This is a genomic window from Variovorax paradoxus (genome assembly GCF_009755665.1).
GTDB classification, from domain to species: Bacteria; Pseudomonadota; Gammaproteobacteria; order Burkholderiales; family Burkholderiaceae_C; genus Variovorax; species Variovorax paradoxus_G.
In genome coordinates, this window is record NZ_CP046622.1 from 3661389 (window position 1) to 3680911 (window position 19523).

The window sequence follows — 19523 nt, forward strand, 5'->3', positions numbered from 1 at the left end:
TCCGGGGTTGACTAGAAAAACTTATTCCTGCGCCTGCGATGCCATGCGCGCGGGTGCATTGAGAGCCCCGTAGGCGTCGTAGCCCGCGGTGCGCTGTGCCAGTTCGAAGAAGAGCCCGCCTTCGATGCTCTCGGTGTAGATGTGCAGGTAGTCGCCAGCCGCCGAGCGATCGAACAGCACGCCCGCGGCACGCATGCGTGCCAAGAGCGCCGGGTCGAGGTCGATGCGCGTCGCCAGGTCGTCGTAGTAGTTGCCCGAAATGGGCACGAAGCGCGTGCCGTTGGCGCGCAGCCGCTCCACGCTTTCGAAGATGTCCTTGCAGCGCAAGGCAATGTGGTGCACCGCGCCGCCGCCCGTCACGCTCAGCGTGCGCGCGGTGCGGGTGCGCTGGCTCAGCGACACGTTGAGCACCAGCCGCACGCTTCGCGCGGCATCGGCCACGCCGCGGCTTCGGATCAGCCCGAACGGATCGGCCAGCTCCAGGCTTTCACCCGGCTCGAGCCCCAGCACGGCGCGTGTGAACAGCACCCAGGTGTCGAGCTGGTCCACGGCAAGGCCAAGGGCCACGTGGTCGATCTGCGTCAGGCCGGCGCCGCCGGCTTCGGTTGCGTCTTCCTCGAGGATGAAATCCGCCTCGTACAGGCCGTTGGCGCCCAATGCTTCCGACACGAAATGAATGAGGTTGCCGCCCGGCGCCACGATGGCCGGCACGCGGAGTTCATCGGGACCGACGGGGCTGTCGTGCCGCTGCGATCGCATGGCAGTGGCGCGATCGACCGCCGCCAGAGGATCGGCGCAGCGCACGCCCAGCGCGCACACCGAGGTGCCGTGCGCTTCGAAGCGGCTGCGCGCGAACGAATCCGGCTGCGCATTGACGATCAGGTTGATCTCGCCCTGCCGGTACAGCACCACGGCCTTGGAGCGGTGCCGGCCGACGCGGCGAAAACCGAGCTGCCCGAGCAATACGGCGAGCGTGCCGGCCGAGCTTTCGTCGGCCGCGAACTCGATGAACGAAAGGCCCGACAGCGCCGGCACGGGCGGCGGATTGAAAAGCTCGACGCGCTGCGGCGGCACGGACGCATCGGTGGCATTGCCGGCCGCGGCCATGCGCCGCTGCGCCTCGCTCTCGAGGTACAGCAGCGAGCGCATCGCATCCACGGCGGTGCGGCGGTTGGGCGTCTCGCGGAAGATGTCGTTGAAGATCTCGAGCGACAGCGGCCCCGTGTAGCCCGCGCGCAGCACCTGCTCGAAGAACCCGACCACGGCAAGGTCGCCCTGCCCCGGGAACGCGCGGTGATGGCGGGCCCACTGCAGCACGTCCATCGACAGCAGCGGCGCATCGGCCATCTGCAGAAAGAAGATCTTGTCGCCCGGGATGTGCGCGATGCCCGCGGGATCGTCCTTCAGCGACAGCGTGTGAAAGCTGTCCAGGATCAAACCGAGGTTCGGATGACCGGCCTCGCGCACGATGTTCCAGGCTTGGCCATAGAGCGACGTGAAGCGGCCCCAGGCCAGCGCCTCGAAACCCACGCGCAGGTTGCGGCGTGCGGCGCGCTCCGCCAACTCGTGCAGTTGGGCCGCGGCAAGTGCCGGGTCATCGATGGCGAGCGGCGACGTGTTCGAGCAGCACAGCATCATCGGCGAGCCCATTGCTTCCATCAGGTCGAACTTGCGTTCGGCGCGCTCCAGGCTGCGCCGGAACTGCGCCTCGGGCATGCCCTCGAAATCACGAAACGGCTGGTACAGGTCGATCGAAAGGCCAAGGTCGGCGGCAATGCGGCCGAGCTCGCTGGCGCTGCCCTTGAAGTTGACGAAGTCGCTCTCGAACAGTTCGATGCCGTCGAAGCCCGCGGCCGAAACGGCTTCGAGCTTCTGGCGAAGCGTGCCGCTGAGAGAAACGGTGGCAATGGAGCGGTGCATGGGAACCGACTTTAGGAAGTCGGCGCCCTGCCCACAATGCTTCGCGCTCAGCTCCAGTTCGATAATCGAACGCTTACGTGCAGTATTCGCACGAAATAGGGGTTAGACCTAGGCCAACCCGCTCTGCCGGGTCGCCGGTTTTTCAGAGGCTGCGCCAGTAATCGATCAGCAGCTGCGTAAATTCGACCGGCCGTTCCACCGAGCTCAGGTGCGCCGCATCGATGGTGGCCAGCCGCGCCCCTGGAATGGCGGCCACCATGGCTTCGGACATGGCCAGGGGCGTGGCCTCGTCCTGCAAGCCGGCAATGACCAGCGTGGGCACCGTGAAGCGGCGGTTGCTCTCGCGAAAATCGATGGCGGCCACGGCGTTGCAGCTCTCGATATAGGCCTGCGCGTCGGTGCGCACCAGCACCTCGTTCAGCGCCTGCGCGGCCGCCTTGCCTTCTTGCGTGGTGACATAGCCGTGCGTCAGCCAGCGCGACACGGCGCCGGGCGCAATGGCCTCCACGCCTTTGGCGGCCACTGTTTCGACACGCGCGCGCCAGGGCGACTGATCGGGGTAGTGGGCCGACGAATTTGCAATGACCACGCTGCGCAGCAGTTCGGGGTGCCGCACTGCCAGTGCCTGCGCCGTCATGCCGCCCATCGAAAGCCCGACGAAATGCACCGGTTCCCCACCGGTCTCGCGCTGGATGAGTTCCGCCACGTCCTGCGCCAGGGTTTCGATGCGCAGCGCACCGGGCACTACCTCGGAGCCGCCATGGTTGCGGTGGTCGTAGCGAATCACGGTGTGGCCGCGCGCAAGCTGCTCGGCCACGCCGTCCCACATGTGCAGGTCGCAACCCAGCGCATGGCTCAGCACGACGAAGGGGCCGCTGCCTTCGCGGACGACGTTCAAACGGGTCATGTAGATTCCTTCTTTATCGGGTGTTGAAGACGCGGCAGCCAGAGGAACGCGATGGCCAGCAGCACGCAGCCTGCGAGCAGCATCGGCACGACCATCGGCCAGGCGCCGTTCGAATAACCGGTGTCGACAAACTGTGCCGCAATTTGCCCGACGCTGAATGCGACCATCATCATGCCGAAACCCGACCACGACACGGCGCGACCGGCCAGGTGCGGCAAGTCGCCCACCGCGCCGGCCTGGCCGCAGGGCTGGTGGATGCCGTGGCCAAGGCAATAGACGGCGTGGCCCGCAAGCAGCGGCACCGCACTGTGCGGCGCCAGCCAGCAGCCCAGCGCCTGGATCGTGGCGCCGGCAATGCTCAGGGTAGCGCCAAGCTGAACGGTGTGCACGGGCCCGTATTTGCGCAGCAGGCGCCGGCACATCGTGGTGCTGAAAATGTAGACCAGCGAGCCGCCGGCCGGAATCCATCCGTACATCGCGGGCGACCAGCCCAGATAGCCGATGTAGACCATTGGCGAAAGCAGCAGAAAGCAGAACAGGCCGCCGTAGGTGGTTGCGGCCACCGAAGCCCAGGCGCGAAAGCTGCGGCTCGCGAACACCGCGCGCGCACTGCCGCGCGGCGCGGAAACGTCGCCCGCCAGCGGCCGACGCGTTTCGCCGAACGAACGCCAGCAGAGCGCAAAGAGCACCAGCGCGTAGAGCGACATCGACGCCATCACCCAGCGCCAGCCGGCCCCCTGCACCAACCATGCGCCCACCAGCGGCGCGAGCAGCCCGACCACGCCGAGGCCGGTGAGCCCGCGCGCCATGACGTGCGGCCCCTCGTGCGCGGGATACAGGTCGCGCACCGCGGCGCGCGCACAAACCAGAATGGCCGCCATCGAAAAGCCCTGCAGCGTGCGCCAGCCCGCAAGCACCGCCACGCTGCCGGCAAAGGCACCGCCGAGCGCCGCAATCACGTAGCAGCCAAGCCCCGCCAGAAGCACCGGCCGGCGCCCGAAGCGATCGGCCAGCGGCCCGCACAGCAATTGCGCAAAACCGAAGGCCAGCACGAACAATGTGAGGCTGGTGCTGGCCGAGCCCAGTTCCTTGGCAATGGCGGGCAGCGCCGGCAGGTAGCTGTCGGTGGCAACAGGCTGGGCCGCCAGGAGCAGCGGCAGCAGCAAGGTAAAGCCGACGTCGAAACGCCCCTTGCGAATATCCGTGGGTTCGGTCACTGCGGGGCTGCTGCCAGCAGGCCCTTCTCCCGCAAGATGCCCGTCGCAATGCCGAAGGCGTGGTTGGCCACCGGCACGCCGCAATAGATGGCGGCCATCATGATCACTTCCTTGATGTCGTCCGGCGTCAGGCGCGATTCGGGCGGACCGTCGAGCGCCGCGCGCACGTGCATGGCAAATTCTTCATACGCATGGATGCCCAGCATCATCGACAGCACCATGTAGCGGCGCGTCTTGTCGCCCAGCGCGGGCCGGCCCCAGATGTCGTTCCATGCGTGGCGCGTGATGAGCTCCTGAAACTCGGCGTTGAACTCGTTGCGGTTGGCCAGCGACTTGTCGACCCAGGCATCGCCGAGCACGCGCCGGCGGTTGAGAAGGCCCGCTTCGTAGTCGCCGGCGGAAGGTGTGCTTTTGGGGTCGGTCATCGGGAGGTGTCTTTCGCATTGAGTTGGTCGCGCAGGGCCGCCACCTGGCGCAGCGCGGTTTCGCCGGCAGGCTCCGCCAGGGCCGGGTTGAACCATTCGTCCGCCGCGTCGCGCGGCAGTTCCGCGCGCAGGGTGTCGATGTTGGCGCGCATGCGCGCCGCGTCGATCTGCAGGCCCGGCAGCGCACCGGCCATGGCGCGCGCGCTGCCGTGCGCAGACATCAGCAATTGCGGCCATTCCGCCAATTCGGCCTGCCAGCCGCCGAGGGCGCGCTCGTGTTCCTGCGGCATGGCGGCCAGCAGTGCGGCCACGCGCTGCGGGGCACGCTGCGCCGCGGCCAGTGCCACCATCGAGGCCACGGGGTTGCGCTTGTGCGGCATCGCCGAAGAGCCGCCACGGCCCGGCTCGGTGGGTTCGGCCACCTCGCCGACTTCATACTGGCCCATGAGCGAGATGTCGCGCGCGATCTTGCCCAGGCTGCCCGTGAGCAGACCCAGCTCGCAACCCAGCGCAATCCATTCGTCGCGCTGCGTGTGCCACGTGGCGCCGGCGTTGCCGAGGCCGAGCTCGTCCGCCACGCGCTGCACCACGGCCGGACCCTGCCCTTTCATCTGCGAGAGCGTGCCGACGGCTCCGCCGAGCTGCACGTTCAGGGCATGGCGCGCGGCCGTGCGCAAACGCACGCGGCTGCGCACCAGCGGCGCGGCCCAGCCCGCGCACTTCAGGCCGAAGCTCGTGACCGAGGCCGGCTGCATCAGCGTGCGCGCAAGAATCGGCGTGGCGGCATGCTGCGTGGCGTGCTGCAGCAGCGCCTCGATCGCGCGGTCGAGGTCTTTCTCGATGAGCGCCATGCCCTCGCGCGTGACCAATGCCATGGCCGTGTCGATCACGTCCTGGCTGGTGCTGCCGAAATGCACGAAAGGCACGGCCTCCGCATTGAACAGGCCCACGGCCTCTTTCAATGCCTTGACCAGCGGAATTGCAACGCTGCCCGCGCGGCCGCTGTCGCGCACGATCTTCGCCACGTCGAACAGCTCGACCTTGCAGCTGCCGACAATCGAATGCGCGGCCGATTCAGGCACCAGCCCGACGGCTGCCTGCGCCCGGGTGAGCGCCGCCTCGAAGCGAAGCATGGCGTCGACGAAGTTGCGATCGCTGAAGGCTGAAAGCGTTTCGGAAGTGGAAAGAAAGCCTTCGAAAATACTCATGGTGAACGCCTCTTTGCATCAAGAAATCCGGCGGGCGACATGGGCCTCACACCGCGTCTGCCTCTCGCACCGCGCCGCGGCCTCGCAGGCGCTGCCACCATGCAGTCTGGCTGAGCAAGGTGCACACCAGCATCAGCAGAATGACCAGCGACAGCGGCGAAGTGAAGAACTCGCCGATGAACTGGCCGACGTTGTCCTGCGCTGAAATCATGGCCTGGCGGTAGCTGCGGTCCATCAGCGGGCCGAGAATCATGCCGAGGATGACAGGTCCCACCGGGAACCCGTACATCTTCAGAAAATACCCGAGTACGCCGAAGCCCAGCATCCAGTACACGTCGACAGGATTGTTGTTGATGGCGTAGGCGCCAACCGCCGACAGCACCAGAATGAGCGGCAGCAGGAGCGCCTTGGGCGCCTCGACCACCTTGGCGAACAGCTTGATGCCGGTGAGCCCGAAGACAAGCAGGAAGCAGTTGGCAAGGCACAGCGCGCCTACCTGAAACCAGAACAGGTGCGGCGTCTCGATCATCAGCAGCGGTCCCGGCTTCAGGCCGTGGATGTACATCGCGCCGATGATCACGGCAGTGACCGCATCGCCGGGAATGCCCAGGGTCAGCATGGGAATGTAGGCGCCGCCAACCGCGGCGTTGTTCGCCGACTCGGGGGCAATCAGCCCCTCTTCCGCGCCTTCGCCAAAAGGCCGCGTGGGGTTCTTCACGCTGCGCTTGGCGTGGTCATAGGCCATCAGCGCGGCAATGTCGCCACCCGCGCCGGGCAATGCGCCCACGACCACGCCGATTGCGGAGGTGCGTGTTGCAAGCGGCAGGTGCTTTCGCACCAGCGACCACGAAGGAACGATCTTCGAGACGTCCTGCTTGACGGCCTTGAGCTTGAGCTCGTGCATTTGCGCCAGCACTTCGGCAACGCCGAAGAAGCCGATCATTGCCGCCACGTACGAAATGCCCGCCGTGAGTTGCAGGCTGCCGAAGGTGAAGCGCGGCTCGGCCGTCATCGGGTCGAGCCCGACGGACCCGATCAGCACGCCCAGCGCGCCCGCGAAGATGCCCTTGGCCAGCGAACCGCCCGAGAGGCTGCCCACGAGCAGGATGCCCCAGATGGCGAGCAGCAGGTAGTCGCGCGGCGCGAACTTGAGCGCAAGGTTCGCCACCGCGGGCGCCGCAACGGCCAGCACCAGGATGCCGACGAAGCCGCCGAACACCGAGATCACCGTGGTCAGGCCGATCGCCTTGCCGGCCTCGCCCCGCTTGGCCATCGGATAGCCGTCGAGTACCGTTGCAATGGCGGAAGGCGCGCCCGGAATGTTGAGCAGGATGGCAGAACGCGAGCCGCCGTAGACCCCGCCGAGAAAAATGCCCGAGATGAGCGCGAGCGCATCGTTGACGTGCCACTTGAAGGTGAACGAGATCAGGATCGACACCGCCATCGTCACCGAGAGGCCGGGGATCGCACCGATGTAGATGCCTGCGAAGGTACCTGCCGCCGTGAGGAACAGCAGGTAGGGGCTGGTCCACGTCATCAAGAAGTAGTTGACGGCTTCCATTATTTGAAAACCCCCTGCAGCCAGGTGCCGCTGGGCAGCACCACGGAAAACACCGTCTGGAACACCACGTAGATCAGCGCGAGTGCAACGGCGGACACCACCAGGTTGCGCACCCATCGCGCACTTCCCAGCAGCCGCATCGATACGACCAGGAACAGATACGACGAAACCAGGAATCCGAGCGGATCGAGCAGCACCATGTAGGCCGCGATGGCCAGCGTGAAGGCCACCAGCACACCGGGCACCAGCCTGCGCGCGAACTGGCGCGGCAGCGATTCGCCGGGCTCGCCTTCGCTGCGTGGCATGCGCGCTGTTTTAGCCAGCGCGAGGACGGCCGAGACCAACATCACCAGCGCGGCGACCATCGGAAAGGAGCCGGCCGAACTGATGGAGCCGAAGCCGGAGATCCGGTAGGCCTGCCAGAGCATGAACAGGCCGAACACGATCAGTGCCAGGCAGAAGATGAGCTCGCCGGGCAGCCGGCGGCGATGGGATTGCATTTCGGTTTTCCTCGACGTTGGACGACGCTGGACGATGGGAGCCGCAGGGCCGGGCGGCACGTGCGCCCGGCCCTGCGCTCAGTGCCCTCAGGGCTTGGGAATGCCGAGGTCGGCCGGGCTCTTCTTGGCGGCGCCGACTTCCTGGTAGGTCCAGGCCGTGACCGATTGCCACTTCTTGAGGAAGGCTTCGGCCTCGGCACCCGAGATGTTCATCATCACGTTGCCGCGCGCAGCCATCAGCTCCTTGAACTGCGCGTTGTCTCCGGCCTTCTTGTAGGCGGCCACGAGCTTGTTGCGCGCATCTTCGGGCACGTCGCGCTTCACGAACACGCCGTAGAACGGGCCCCAGGGCAGGTACTTGGCAATGCCGGGAACCGCATCGGTGATGGGCGGCACGCCGTCGCGCGCTTCGGTGCCCAGCACGGCCAGCGCCTTCAGGCGGCCGGCCTTGATGTGCTCGGCCGCCGCGCCGGCGCCCACGATCATGAAGTCGATGTGCCCGCCCTGCAGTGCCGTGACGCCGGGGCCGTCGCCATCGAACGGAACGGCCGTGACGGGCATCTTCGCGACCGTGCCGATCATCGACGAGACGGAGAACGGCAAGCCGCCCGACCCCGTGGAGCCCATCTTGATCTTGCCCGGATTGGCCTGCGCTTCGGCAAGCAGGTCCTTCATCGACTTCCAGGGCTTGTCCTTGTTGGCAACCACCAGCACCACGCCGCGCGCGATGATGGTGACCGGGTAGAACTTGCTGTAGTCGAGTTCGCTGATCCCGAGCACCGGGTGCAGCTGCGGGTTCTCCGCGCCATACAGCACGGTGTAGCCGTCGGAAGGCTGCTGGTTGACGAAGTTGGTAGCAATGGCACCCACGCCGCCCGGCTTGTTCTGCAGCACGATCTTCTTGCCCAGCGCCTCTTCGACGTGCGGCGTAATGGCACGCGAAACCACGTCGGTGGCACCGCCGGCGCCCCACTGGATCACACCCGACAGCTCGCGCGCCGGGTAGCCCTGGGCCAGCGCGGCGCTAGCTGCCGCCGCAATGCCGCCAACGGCCAGAACGGTCCGCAGGGTCTTGAAAAAGGTTGTCATGCATGTCTCCTCAATGGTTTTGAAACGAACGGTGGCAAAAAGAAAAGCGCTCAATAGCTGATCCGCGCAACCGCGCGCAGCTCGTCGGCCGTGGCCGTGCCGAAGCCGAAGAACTCGAGGTATGCGGGAATCATCTCGAACAGCATGTCGGTGCCCACCTGCACGGCGCAACCCTTGTCGAGGGCGGCCTGCAGCAGCGGCGTGTATTCGGTCTTCATGACGACTTCTCCGACGAAGGTCGAAGGCGCGATGCGCTCCACGTCGAAGGGCAGCGGGTCGTCCTCCTTCATGCCCAGCGGCGTAGCGTTGACCACCACGTCGAAGCCGGCCGGATCTTTCGAACCCGTTTCCACGCGCAGTTGCGGATAGTGGTCGCGCAGGCGCCCAGCCAATGCGTCGGCCGACGCGTTGCTGGCGTCGAAAAGCATCAGCTGCGCGGCGCCCGCCGCCGCCACCGATGCCGCAATGGCCGAGCCCACGCCGCCCGCGCCGGAGATCAGCACGCGCGTTCCCTTGAAAAGGCGGCCCTTTCGCTCCACGCCGCGCACGAAGCCGGCACCGTCGAACTGGTCGCCCAGCAAGGTGCCGTCGGGACGCTTGAGCACCGCGTTGCAGGCGCCTGCGATGCGCGCTGTCGGCGTGACCTCGTCGACCAGCGACATCGTGGTGATCTTGTGCGGCATGGTGACCAGTGCGCCGCGCAGGTTGGTGAGCTGGAACAGGGCCTTCAGCACCGCGGGGTAGTCCTCGGGCCTGGCGCCCGTCGGCACCACGACTGCATCGATGCCCTGTTTGTCGAACCAGGGGTTGTAGATCATTGGCGCCTTGAAGCTCTCGGTCGGATAGCCGAGGTGCGCGATGAGCGTGGTCTTGCCGGAAATCATGAGAAGAAGGCGTCTTGTGGTTCAGTAGCGGTCGGTGGGCATCTCAAGCCACGCTCGGGGATTGGTAGCGCAGGGGCTGGCGAATCTCGGCCTGCATGGCGGGCGGATAGATGATCTCGCGCAGAAAATCCGCGTCCTTGCGCAGACCCTGCGCCGCCTCGGCATGGCCGAAGTACGCAAAGTAGTGCGGCATCTGCTGGATCAGCATCTCGAAGCCGGCCTGGGCGTTGAGCCCGCGGGCACGCGCGGCGCGCACCAGCGGCGTCGGCTGGTTGCGCAGCAAGATGTCGAACAGCGCGGCGTGGCGCTCCATGCGCGCAACGTCGACTGGCAGCGCATCAGTCTCTTCCAGCCCCTGCGACGTGGCATTGATGACCAGGTCGTAGCCCTCGGGTGCGTTGCTGTCGACCGCCACCACGTTGGCATCGAAGAATGCGTCGAGCTTGGCCGCCACGCCGGCCGCCTTGCCGGACGAGGTGTCGTAGAGGGCGATGTGCTCCGCGCCGTCGACCGTGCCGCCTTCGGCCAGCGCAACGCCAATGGCCGCCGCGCTCACGCCGGCCCCCAGAATCAGCACCCGCTTGCCGCGGAACGGAATGTTGAAGTGGTCGAGCGCGCCCAGCAGGCCTTCGCCGTCGAACAGGTCGCCTTCGAGTTCGTTGTTCTCTATGCGGCGCACCACGTTGACCGAGCCCGCCACCCGGCCGAACAGGCCGCAGCCGTCGAGCAGGTCGACCGCCAGCGGCTTGTGCGGCGGCGCAATGACCATGCCGCGCACGTTGCGGGCCAGGAAGGCCGACTTGAGGAACACCGCAAAGTCGCGCAGCGGCACCTGCATGGGCACCAGCACCGCGTCGATGCCGAAGCGCTCGAACACGGCGTTGAACATCCGCGGCAGGCGCACGTTGCGCACAGGGTCGCCGGGAATCAGGTACGCCAGGGTGCTGCCGGTGATGGAGGTGGTCATGTCTTGCCTCTTTTGTGCGGCAATCGCTCCAAAGCCATTGCCAGGGCGCACTTTATCCACCTTGGCTCTCCAGTCCACTCTCTCCGGCATCAAAAATGCTCGTTTATCGTCTCAACACGTTCGCTCATCGCACAAAAACAGGGTTAATCCCGATGAGATCTGAACGCGGCACCGCCGCCGGCACGGCAAACTCCCGCACCATGAGCACCGATCTCACCGACCTTTCCCCCGCGCCGCCAGGGCTCGACAAGCGCGACTGGATCGCCGGCCTGGAGCGCGGCGTGAGCATCATCGAAGCCTTCGACGACGCCCACCCTCGCCTGACCGCCAGCCAGGCCGGCGAGCGCACCGGCATGACGCGCACGGCCGCGCGCCGCTATCTGCTGACGCTGCAGCACATGGGCTATGTGGCAAGCGACGGCAAGCTGTTCTGGCTCACGCCGCGTGTATTGCGGCTGGGCCAGTCGTACCTCGATTCGGCGCGGCTGCCGCGCATCGTCCAGCCGTTTCTGCAGCGGGTGGCTGCCGGCACCAACGAAATTGCCTACCTCAGCGTGATGGACGGCGACGAGGTCGTCTACATCGCGCGCAACGGCCCCAACCGCAGCATGAGCACCGGCTACGTGCTCGGCGCACGCGTGCCGGCGCAGGTTACGGCCGCAGGCATGCTGATGCTGGCACTGCGCGGCGACGCCGAATTGGCCGAGTGGCTCGCCACGCGCGAACTGCAAGTGTTCACCTCGCACACCATCGCAAGCAAGGAGCGCATGAAGCTCGAGTTGGCGCGCATTCGCGCACAAGGCTGGGCGCTGTCGGAGCAGCAGCTCGACCTGAACTCGCGCGGCATTGCGGTGCCGCTGCGCGACAGGCACGGCATGCTCCTGGGCGCGCTCAACATCACCATGCCCATGGGCCACGAGAGCTCCGAGGACGCGGTGGCGCGCGTGCTGCCGGTGCTGCGCGAGACGGCGCAAGCCATGCGCAACCTGATCTGACCAGGCACCTTGCGACCACGTTCGTCGGGCAAGATGCTCCCCTCACACAAAAGCAATGGAGACAAATTCATGTCCGACGACTTCCTCCCGACCGACCAACAGTCCACTCGCCGCCAATGGCTGCAAGGCGGCGGCGCGCTGGCGCTCGGCGGCCTGCTGCCTTCGGTGGCCTCCGCCCAGGCCGCCTGGCCCAGCAAGTCGATCCGCTTCGTGGTGCCTTTTGCACCTGGCGGCAGTTCGGAAATCGTGGCGCGCTCCACGGCCGCCGAACTTTCGCGCACGCTGGGGCAGAGCGTGTTCGTCGACAACAAGCCCGGCGCCGCCGGCAACATTGCCATGAGCGAGGTGGCGCGTGCCACCGACCAGCACACCTTGATCCTCGGGCACATCGGCACGCTCGCGGTCAACCCCTACATCTTTGCCAAGCTGCCCTACGACGCGAACAAGGACTTCAAGCCCGCGAGCCTGCTGGCCAAGGTGCCCAGCTTGTATGTGGTGCACCCGGACGTACCGGCGCAGAACCTGAAGGAATTCATCGCCTACGCCAAGTCGAAGCCCGGCAAGCTGAGCTACGGCTCCGCGGGCAACGGCAGCGCGGGCCACCTGGCCTTCGAGTACCTGAAGATGACGGCCAACGTCTTCATGCTGCATGTGCCCTACCGCGGCACCGGGCCGATGGTGACCGACCTGCTCTCGGGCCGCCTCGATGCCTCGGCCATCGGTGCGGCGGCCATTCTTCCGTTCATCAAGAGCGGCAAAGTGCGTTGCATTGCCACGGGTTCGGCCAAGCGTTTGCCGCAGTTACCCGACGTGGGCACGGTGGCCGAGCAAGGCTTTCCGGGCTTCGAGATGACGCAGTGGTACGGCATGCTTGCGCCGGCCAGCATCGAGCCCGCGCAGCTGGCCAAGCTCTCTGCCGAAACCATGAAGGCAGTGAAGTCGCCCGACTCGATGCAGCGGCTGACGGGCGATGCGGCCGAGGCCATCGGCGGCACGCCCGAGCAGTTCGCGCAATTCATTGCGGCCGAGCAGGCCCGCTGGCAAAAGGTCATTGCAAGGGCCAACATCAAGCCGGACTGAGCCGGGCCTGAACGGCTTCGCGCTGCGCGCCTACGCCGATGGGCGCGCCAGCGTTGCGAATTTCTTCTTTGCGCTTTGCAAAAGGCCGACCTTCTCCACCGGAGGCTGAGCCTTCGTATCCCCAAGCGCGATGACCTCGAGCGCGCCCGGCGCCGCCAACTTCGACGCGAGCGAGTCGCGCGGCGTGAGGCTGTTGAACCTGATGCTCGAAATGACATGCACCTTCAGGTGGCGGTGGATGTTCTTCGACAGCTTCTGGCATGCGGCCTTCATGGCCGACTCGTCGGGCATCAGCTGGCCGTGCACAACGAGGAGCTCCAGGGTGCCGTCCTTGTCCTCTTCCAGGATGAAGGCGCGCATGACCGAGTCCTTGAACTTGGCACGCAGCATGGAGCGCACCGGCTCGGCTGCGGCAAAAGACTTCAGCGCGATGCTTCGCAACTCGTCGTGAAAGATGAACGTGCGGTCGACCGAAATGGTCTCGGCCTCCTCCGCGTTCGGCTTGTTGCGCCTCAGGATGCCGCTGCCGAAGAGGTGCTCCAGCGTGCGCCCTGCATCGCCCGGGTCGAGTTTCGAACGCTTGGCCAGCTCGCTGGAAGAAAACTGTTGGTCGGGCGCCGCGTAGGCAACCATCAGTAGCTTTTGTACTTCGGGGGCGAAGAGGAAATCTGCGGCACTCATATTTGCGGTTTCGGTTCTCTGCTGACGAACTGCATTATCGAAACTCTCGCATCGGCGGTTCGATCCGCCCAAGCGGCTTTCTCCGCGGCGTTTTCGAGGCGTAATCCGTCGCGGCGCATGGCGCAGGCCTACAACGCAGGCCGGTTCCGGTCGGTAGAACGGCCGAACACGAACAAGGAGCTTCAGCCATGGACCTCGAACAGACGATCGGCAAGACCGGGCAATCGGATATTGCGCAATGGTCCAGCCGTTACTGGGCGCCTTGCCTCGGGGTGGCGCTGGTGGCAATTTCGCTTTTCTATGTGACGTTGAAAGACCTGGTTCAAGAGAGCGCGGCACGCGCGCCAGTCTTGGCGCCCGCGGTCATGCCGGCGCATGTCGAGCCCGCCACACCGGCCGCCGGCAAGCGCGCGTTGCCGGATGAACTGGCCGGCTCTTCCCCCGAACCTGTCATGCCCATGTCCCCCTATGCCCCTGCTTACGCACCGCTGGCAAAGGCGAACTTCGAGGCCCGGGCGGTCGCTCCAGTCGAGCCGCCCGCCAAGGCCGCGCCGACGGTTGTCGAAGTGCACAAGTGCGTCATGCCCGAGGGCGGTGCGGCCTATTCAGATGGACCTTGCCCAGAAGGCGCCCACGCGACCACGCTGCGGCTGCCGCGCGGCCTTCACGCATCCGCGAGCCTGTGAGCCTGAGCCGCAAGCGCGCTCAGGCCGCTTTCAAGAACACATCGTGGTCGGGCGCGAAATTGGCGTGCAGCGGCAGCATTGCCCCGCCCAGCGCACAGGCCTGCGCGCCCAGCCTGCCCCCATGCAGCTGCGGCGGCCAGAGCCCCTCCCAATTGCACTGGGCCAGCGCCGCGCGCGTCTGTTCGAGCAGCGCCTGCAGCAGCGAGCGTGACATCGAACCATCCATCACCACATCGGCGAGGTCGAGCACCGCCGTGCTGCTCACGATGGCATGCGCCAATGCCAGCGAAGCGGAGCCCAGCCACGCCTGCGTGACCGCGGCATGCGGCGGCTGCAGCGCGCGGTCGTCGTAGGCCGCAGTGGTGTCCAGCCCTCCGGCTTGCAGCCGCTGCTCCAGTTCCCACAGCGAAGCCTCGGCCATCACCTGCGGCGGCAGTGCGCCACCGGAGCGCACCGACTGCATCGGCAGCGAAGCCAGTGCACCCGCGTTGCCGTGTGCGCCGGTGTGCAGGTGCGAATCGATGACCAGCCCGCCGCCCACGAAGGTGTCGACGAAGATGTACAGGAAGCTCTTCAGGTCGTGCCCTCGCCCGCCGACCAGCTCGGCCACGCAGGCGGCGACCGTGTCCCGCGCAAAGCTCACCGGCACATCGGTGCGCGCCCTCACCTCGGCCAGCAGGTCCATCTGGTTCCACTCGTCCGACTGCGCCTTCGACAGGCCCAGCGTGCGGTGCCAGCCGCCAAGAAGGAAAGGTGCGGCCAGCCCCACGCCCACGTTGCGCACAGCCAGCGGCCCGAGCCCGTCGCGCAGGCGATGGATGTGCTCGGCAATGGCGGGCAGCAGCGCCTGCGCATCCGGAAAGTCGTAGCTCACGGCATGCCGCTCGCGCACCTGCGCGGCAAAGTCGATCAGCAACCATTCGGCGCCGCGGCGTCCCACCTTGATGCCGATGGCAAAGGCACCGTCGGGGTTCAGCGCCAGCGGCACCGAAGGCTGCCCGATGCGGCCGCGCACGCGGCCCTGCTTGACGATGAGCTGGTCTTCCTCGAGCCGGGCGGTAATGAGCCCGATGGTCTGCGCGCTCAGCCCGGTAAGCCGCGCGAGCTCGGCCTTCGGCAGGCTGGTGTGAACGCGCAGGGCCTGCAGCACCACGCGCTCGTTGAACTGGCGCATGCCCACCTGATTGGAGCCGCGCGGGCGCAGCAGATCGGGCGGGCGCATAGCGACTTCTGCATCAGGCATGCGCCTCCGCGGGCAGTTGGTCGGCCGTCATGGCGCCGGTCATCACCGCCACCGTATCGCTCATGCTGATGTTCTTCGGATTGAGCACCGCCGCACGCTTGCCGAGCCGCGCCACATGGATGCGGTCGGCCACTTCGAACACATGCGGCATGTTGTGGCTGATGAGCACCACCGGCAGCCCGCGGTCGCGCACGCGGCGGATCAGCTCGAGCACCATGTTGCCTTCCTTCACGCCGAGTGCGGCGGTGGGCTCGTCCATGATGACCACGTGCCGCGCGAAGGCCGCGCTGCGCGCCACCGCCACGCATTGGCGCTGTCCGCCCGAAAGCGTTTCGACCGCCTGCGTCATCGACTGGATGCCGACCTTCAGGTCCGCCATGCGGGCGGCGCTTTCCTGCAGCATCTTTTTCTTGTCGAGCATGCGCAGCACGTTGCCCATGAAGCCCGGGCGGCGCAGCTCGCGGCCGAGAAAGAGGTTCTCGTAGATGGTCATGGCGGGTGCCACGGCCAGGTCTTGGTAGACCGTCTCGATGCCCGCGCGGCGCGCGTCGAGTGGGTTGCGAAAATGCACCGGCGCACCGTCGAGCAGGATCTCGCCTTCGTCGGGCACCACCGCGCCCGAGAGTGCCTTGATGAGCGAAGACTTGCCCGCGCCGTTGTCGCCGATCACCGCGAGGATTTCTCCTTCGCGCAGCTCGAAGTCGACACCGTCGAGCGCCGTCACCTGGCCGTAGCGCTTCACCAGGCCCTTGGCCTGCATCACGATCTTGGCGGATTTGGGATTGGCTACGGCGTTCATCAGCGTGCTCCCCGGCGCGAGAGTTGATCGGCCGCCACCGCAAGAATTACCAGCACGCCCGTTACCAGCACCTGGTAGATCGACGACACGCCCATGAGCGTGAGCCCGTTGCGGAACACGCCGACGATGAGCACGCCGATGAGCGAGCCCAGCACGATGCCGCGCCCGCCGAACAGGCTGGTGCCGCCGAGCACCACGGCCGTGATGGCGTCGAGGTTTTCGGTTTGCCCCGCATTCGGGTCGCCCACGCCGGTGCGCGCAACCGACAGCAGCGAGGCAACGCCATAGAGCACGCCCGCGGCCACATACACGCCCAGCAGCACGCGTTGCGTGGGAATGCCCACCAGGCGCGTGGCCTCGGCGTTGTTGCCCACCGCATAGATGTGCCGGCCTGCGGCCGTTTCGCGCAGCACAAACCAAGCAAGCGCATACAGCACCAGCATCAGCACCGCGCCCCACGCCACTTCGGCATTGCCGATGGTGAAGGTGGTGCCCAGCCCGGTGAGGCCGGAGGGCAAGTCGGTGATGGTCTGCGACGACGAATACAGCTGCGTGATCGCGAATGCGATGTTCAGCGTACCCAGCGTCACGATGAAAGGCGGCAGCTTGATGCGCGTGACCAGCAGGCCGTTGAGCAGGCCGAACAATGTGGTCACGCCAATGCCGCACAGGATGGCCACCGGCACCGGCAGGCCGAGCTCGGTGGCGAACTTGGTCATGATGATGCTGCCCAGCGCCATCACCATGCCGCACGACAGGTCGATGCCCGCCGTGAGAATGATCAGCGTCTGGCCGATGGCGATCACGCCGACCACCATCACCTGCTGCATGATCAGCGAGAGGTTGCCGCCCGTCAGAAAGCGGTCGGACTGGGTCGCAAAGAAGATGCATGCGCCAAGCAGGGCCAGCCACGGCCCCAGGGCGCCCCACGGAATATGGTGCGTCGGAGATTTCGCCATCAGGTGCTCCGGGCCTTGATTACTTCTTGCCCCAGCACAGCTCGGCGCCGGTCTTGGTGTCCTTGCTGTCGACGCCCGGCACGCTCTTGCCGGCGATGAGGGTCACGCCGGTGTCGACATAGCCCGAGGCCTTCTTGCCCGTCTTGGCATATTCCACGCCCGCCGCCACGCCCATGGCCGCCATCTTGAGCGGGTACTGCTGCGAAGTGGCCGCAATGACGCCGGCGTTGGTGTCCTTGATGCCCTGGCAACCGCCGTCGACCGAAACGATCATCACGCCCTTCTCCTTGCCGGCGCGCTTCAGCGCGTTGTAGGCACCGGCCGCGGCGGGCTCGTTGATGGTGTAGACCAGGTTCACGTCGGGCGCCCTTTGCAGGCAGTTTTCCATCGCCGTCTGCGCTTTGGCCTGGTCGCCGAAGCTGTCGGCCATGCACACGATTTCAGGCGCCTTCGAGAGCTCGTTCGACTTGGCGTCGTTGGCTTGCAGGCCAAAGCCCTTCATGAAGCCGTTGTGCCGCTGCGCACCCACCGGGTGGCCCGGCAGCAGGTCGAGCGCGACGATCTTCGCCGGCTTGCCGGCCATCGCGGCCTTGGCGTATTCGCCGATCAGCACACCGGCTGTGTAGTTGTTGGTGGCGAAGAGCGCATCGGTCGCCTCCGGCGGATCGGCCGGGCTGTCGAGCGCAATCACCATGATGCCCTTGTCGCGCGCCTTCTTGATCGCCGGCACGATGGCCTTGGCGTCGCTCGGCGTGATGAGGATGGTCTTGGCGCCCGCGGCAATCATGTTTTCCATGGCCGTGATCTGGCCCGCGTTGTCGCCATCGGCCTTGCCCGCGCCCGAAAGCAGCTTGGCGCCGAGCTTCTTGGCCTCTTCCTGCGCGCCCTCTTTCATCTTGACGAAAAAGGGGTTGGTTTCAGTCTTGGTAACTAGGCCGATGACCGGCTGGTCGGCGGCAAAGGCGGCAGACGAAGCAGCCAGGGACAGGGCCGCCAGGGCCAGGATGGAGCGGGAGCTGAGCATGTGTGTCTCCGTGGTCAGGCGGCGATGCGCCTGCGGTCTTGGGATCCGGATGCGGGCCGTGGAAGGCGTGGAGCATCCGGGCGCAGGGAGACTATCGAGCAGCAGAGCGACTAAATCAAGTGGATTTAGTTATCGGAAACCCGGGGTTGAACTCAGCTGTTGATGACGGCATTGCTGAATTCAAGCTCTTCGAAATGGCTGCCGGTAAAGTTCACTTGCTGACCGCGGAGGTTGCTCGCAGTGACGCGGTGGCCGCGGCAGTCGAGCACATCGACCTGCGACCAGGAGCCGCCGTCGAAGCTGAGGCCGGTCCAGGTGCAGCCGGTGAATGTCGAGCCGCTCAGTCGCGCGGCATTGAACTGCGACTCGCTGAAGCTGCAATTGACGAAGGTGCAGCCGGTAACCGATATGCCGCTGAAGTCGCACTGCGTGAAGTTGCAGCCCGTGAACTGGCAGGCGCTCCAGCCCGCTTGCTTGAAGCTGGTGGCGGCGAAGCTGGTGCCCGCGAAAGCCGAGCCGGCGAACTGCGCCAGGTCCAGGTCGAGGCCCGCGTATGCGAAGCTGTCGGCCTGCCCCACCAGACCCGCCGGCGCTCCGCCCGCGCCTTTGCGCCACATGTCGTGCGCCAGGATGATCAGCTGCGAGCTCATGTCAGGGGGGTCCATCCGGAAACGACCTTCTCAGTCTCGATTTCGCTCAGCAGCCAGCCGGCTTTCTCATTGCCGTTTTTCTGCGCCTCCGCGGCCCAGTAGGCAGCCTTTTCGAGGTCGATGCCGTTCATGTACAGGTCGTAGGCAAGGTTGTGCTGCGCAATGCGATGTCCGCCCTTGGCCGCCATGGAAAGCCAGTGCATCGATTGATCGGGATCGGAGAACGTGAAGGTGTAGTACAGCGAGAGGCGAAACGCAGAGTCCGCATTGCCGGCTTCCGCCTTTGCCACCAGCGCAAGGCGTTGCTCGTCAGTGAGCGCATAGCTCTGGGCGCCTGAAATAGGAGAAAGAGACGAGGCGGAAGCGGAAGCATCGTTTTCCATGAGACTGTTCTCCGTTGCGTTAGGCGCTTAGCGGCTCCCCGCTTCACGCAAGATCTCGCCCGACGTTTTTGAGGCGATGTACAGCACCGAACGGCCGAGGCGGCTTGCATTGCCAAGGCCCTTCTTGCCCGGTTCCAGCTTTGCGACAAACTCGATTCCGATGGTGTTTTCACCGTTCTCGTCTTCGCCGTTTTCACGCGTGCGCTCGCTGATCTGGATGTCGAAGTTCTTCAGGTCTTGCCCTGTCTGTGCAAAGCGTTCATAGGCATGGGCCAGCGCGATGGCAAGCGGCGTGCCGGGTTCCGGCTTAAAGGTCATGAATCGATCAGGGTCCGTCTGATCTAT

General features: G+C 66.1%; 21 protein-coding genes. 3 read left to right on the forward strand and 18 right to left on the reverse strand.

Annotation, left to right across the window (positions count from 1 at the left end; genetic code table 11):
* Positions 1–21: 21 nt before the first annotated feature.
* From GOQ09_RS17035 to GOQ09_RS17080, 10 genes are all read right to left on the reverse strand, one after another.
* Entirely contained in the window at positions 22–1920 is a 1899-nt protein-coding gene (locus GOQ09_RS17035) for a bifunctional sugar phosphate isomerase/epimerase/4-hydroxyphenylpyruvate dioxygenase family protein (RefSeq protein ID WP_157614593.1), read from the reverse strand.
* A 142-nt stretch (positions 1921–2062) separates the two neighbouring features.
* Positions 2063–2827, reverse strand: a complete 765-nt coding sequence (locus GOQ09_RS17040) for an alpha/beta fold hydrolase (RefSeq protein ID WP_157614594.1) — start codon at positions 2825–2827, stop codon at positions 2063–2065.
* Positions 2824–4044, reverse strand: a complete 1221-nt coding sequence (locus GOQ09_RS17045) for a multidrug effflux MFS transporter (protein ID WP_157614595.1) — start codon at positions 4042–4044, stop codon at positions 2824–2826. The genes GOQ09_RS17040 and GOQ09_RS17045 overlap by 4 nt, the downstream gene beginning before the upstream one ends.
* Positions 4041–4469: a carboxymuconolactone decarboxylase family protein gene (locus tag GOQ09_RS17050; RefSeq protein WP_157614596.1), complete on the reverse strand. Its 429-nt coding sequence runs from the start codon at positions 4467–4469 to the stop codon at positions 4041–4043. Before GOQ09_RS17050 ends, GOQ09_RS17045 begins: the two co-directional genes overlap by 4 nt.
* Positions 4466–5677: a 3-carboxy-cis,cis-muconate cycloisomerase gene (pcaB, locus tag GOQ09_RS17055; protein WP_157614597.1), complete on the reverse strand. Its 1212-nt coding sequence runs from the start codon at positions 5675–5677 to the stop codon at positions 4466–4468. The genes GOQ09_RS17050 and pcaB overlap by 4 nt, the downstream gene beginning before the upstream one ends.
* A 46-nt stretch (positions 5678–5723) precedes the next feature.
* The gene (locus GOQ09_RS17060) at positions 5724–7238 is read right to left on the reverse strand and encodes a tripartite tricarboxylate transporter permease (RefSeq protein WP_207309867.1); all 1515 of its coding nucleotides are present in this window, start codon (positions 7236–7238) and stop codon (positions 5724–5726) included.
* A complete protein-coding gene (locus tag GOQ09_RS17065; RefSeq protein WP_157614598.1) occupies positions 7238–7738 on the reverse strand; it encodes a tripartite tricarboxylate transporter TctB family protein in 501 nt (166 codons plus the stop codon). The genes GOQ09_RS17060 and GOQ09_RS17065 overlap by 1 nt, the downstream gene beginning before the upstream one ends.
* Positions 7739–7825: 87 nt before the next feature.
* A complete protein-coding gene (locus tag GOQ09_RS17070) occupies positions 7826–8827 on the reverse strand; it encodes a tripartite tricarboxylate transporter substrate binding protein (protein ID WP_157614599.1) in 1002 nt (333 codons plus the stop codon).
* Positions 8828–8877: 50 nt separating this feature from the next.
* Positions 8878–9711, reverse strand: a complete 834-nt coding sequence (locus GOQ09_RS17075) for a shikimate dehydrogenase family protein (protein ID WP_157614600.1) — start codon at positions 9709–9711, stop codon at positions 8878–8880.
* A 43-nt stretch (positions 9712–9754) separates the two neighbouring features.
* Positions 9755–10678: a shikimate dehydrogenase family protein gene (locus tag GOQ09_RS17080; protein WP_157614601.1), complete on the reverse strand. Its 924-nt coding sequence runs from the start codon at positions 10676–10678 to the stop codon at positions 9755–9757.
* Between the two features lie 200 nt (positions 10679–10878).
* Here GOQ09_RS17080 and GOQ09_RS17085 point away from each other — a divergent pair, with 200 nt between their 5' ends.
* Positions 10879–11673 carry an IclR family transcriptional regulator domain-containing protein gene (locus GOQ09_RS17085; protein WP_157614602.1) on the forward strand — a complete coding sequence of 265 codons (795 nt, stop codon included), beginning with the start codon at positions 10879–10881 and terminating at the stop codon, positions 11671–11673.
* A gap of 69 nt (positions 11674–11742) precedes the next feature.
* Positions 11743–12753, forward strand: a complete 1011-nt coding sequence (locus GOQ09_RS17090; protein WP_157614603.1) for a Bug family tripartite tricarboxylate transporter substrate binding protein — start codon at positions 11743–11745, stop codon at positions 12751–12753.
* Positions 12754–12783: 30 nt separating this feature from the next.
* Here GOQ09_RS17090 and GOQ09_RS17095 read toward each other — a convergent pair whose 3' ends face one another.
* Positions 12784–13506: a hypothetical protein gene (locus tag GOQ09_RS17095; RefSeq protein ID WP_242630867.1), complete on the reverse strand. Its 723-nt coding sequence runs from the start codon at positions 13504–13506 to the stop codon at positions 12784–12786.
* A gap of 116 nt (positions 13507–13622) precedes the next feature.
* Here GOQ09_RS17095 and GOQ09_RS17100 point away from each other — a divergent pair, with 116 nt between their 5' ends.
* Entirely contained in the window at positions 13623–14120 is a 498-nt protein-coding gene (locus GOQ09_RS17100) for a hypothetical protein (RefSeq protein ID WP_242630868.1), read from the forward strand.
* A 19-nt stretch (positions 14121–14139) separates the two neighbouring features.
* Here the strand turns inward: GOQ09_RS17100 and GOQ09_RS17105 are convergent, their stop codons facing one another.
* The 7 genes from GOQ09_RS17105 to GOQ09_RS26380 all read right to left on the reverse strand — a co-directional run bounded on the left by GOQ09_RS17105 (position 14140) and on the right by GOQ09_RS26380 (position 19496).
* Entirely contained in the window at positions 14140–15363 is a 1224-nt protein-coding gene (locus GOQ09_RS17105) for an ROK family transcriptional regulator (protein ID WP_157614604.1), read from the reverse strand.
* Complete coding sequence (locus GOQ09_RS17110; RefSeq protein WP_157614605.1) at positions 15356–16162, reverse strand: ATP-binding cassette domain-containing protein; 807 nt, start codon at positions 16160–16162, stop codon at positions 15356–15358. Before GOQ09_RS17110 ends, GOQ09_RS17105 begins: the two co-directional genes overlap by 8 nt.
* Entirely contained in the window at positions 16162–17121 is a 960-nt protein-coding gene (locus tag GOQ09_RS17115; RefSeq protein WP_157614606.1) for an ABC transporter permease, read from the reverse strand. The genes GOQ09_RS17110 and GOQ09_RS17115 overlap by 1 nt, the downstream gene beginning before the upstream one ends.
* Before the next feature lie 19 nt (positions 17122–17140).
* Positions 17141–18145, reverse strand: coding sequence for a sugar ABC transporter substrate-binding protein (locus tag GOQ09_RS17120; protein ID WP_157614607.1), 1005 nt, complete (start codon positions 18143–18145; stop codon positions 17141–17143).
* Positions 18146–18297: 152 nt separating this feature from the next.
* The gene (locus GOQ09_RS17125) at positions 18298–18795 is read right to left on the reverse strand and encodes a pentapeptide repeat-containing protein (protein ID WP_157614608.1); all 498 of its coding nucleotides are present in this window, start codon (positions 18793–18795) and stop codon (positions 18298–18300) included.
* The gene (locus GOQ09_RS17130) at positions 18792–19178 is read right to left on the reverse strand and encodes a hypothetical protein (RefSeq protein WP_157614609.1); all 387 of its coding nucleotides are present in this window, start codon (positions 19176–19178) and stop codon (positions 18792–18794) included. The genes GOQ09_RS17125 and GOQ09_RS17130 overlap by 4 nt, the downstream gene beginning before the upstream one ends.
* Positions 19179–19205: 27 nt before the next feature.
* Entirely contained in the window at positions 19206–19496 is a 291-nt protein-coding gene (locus GOQ09_RS26380; RefSeq protein ID WP_242630869.1) for a hypothetical protein, read from the reverse strand.
* Between the last annotated feature and the right edge of the window lie 27 nt (positions 19497–19523).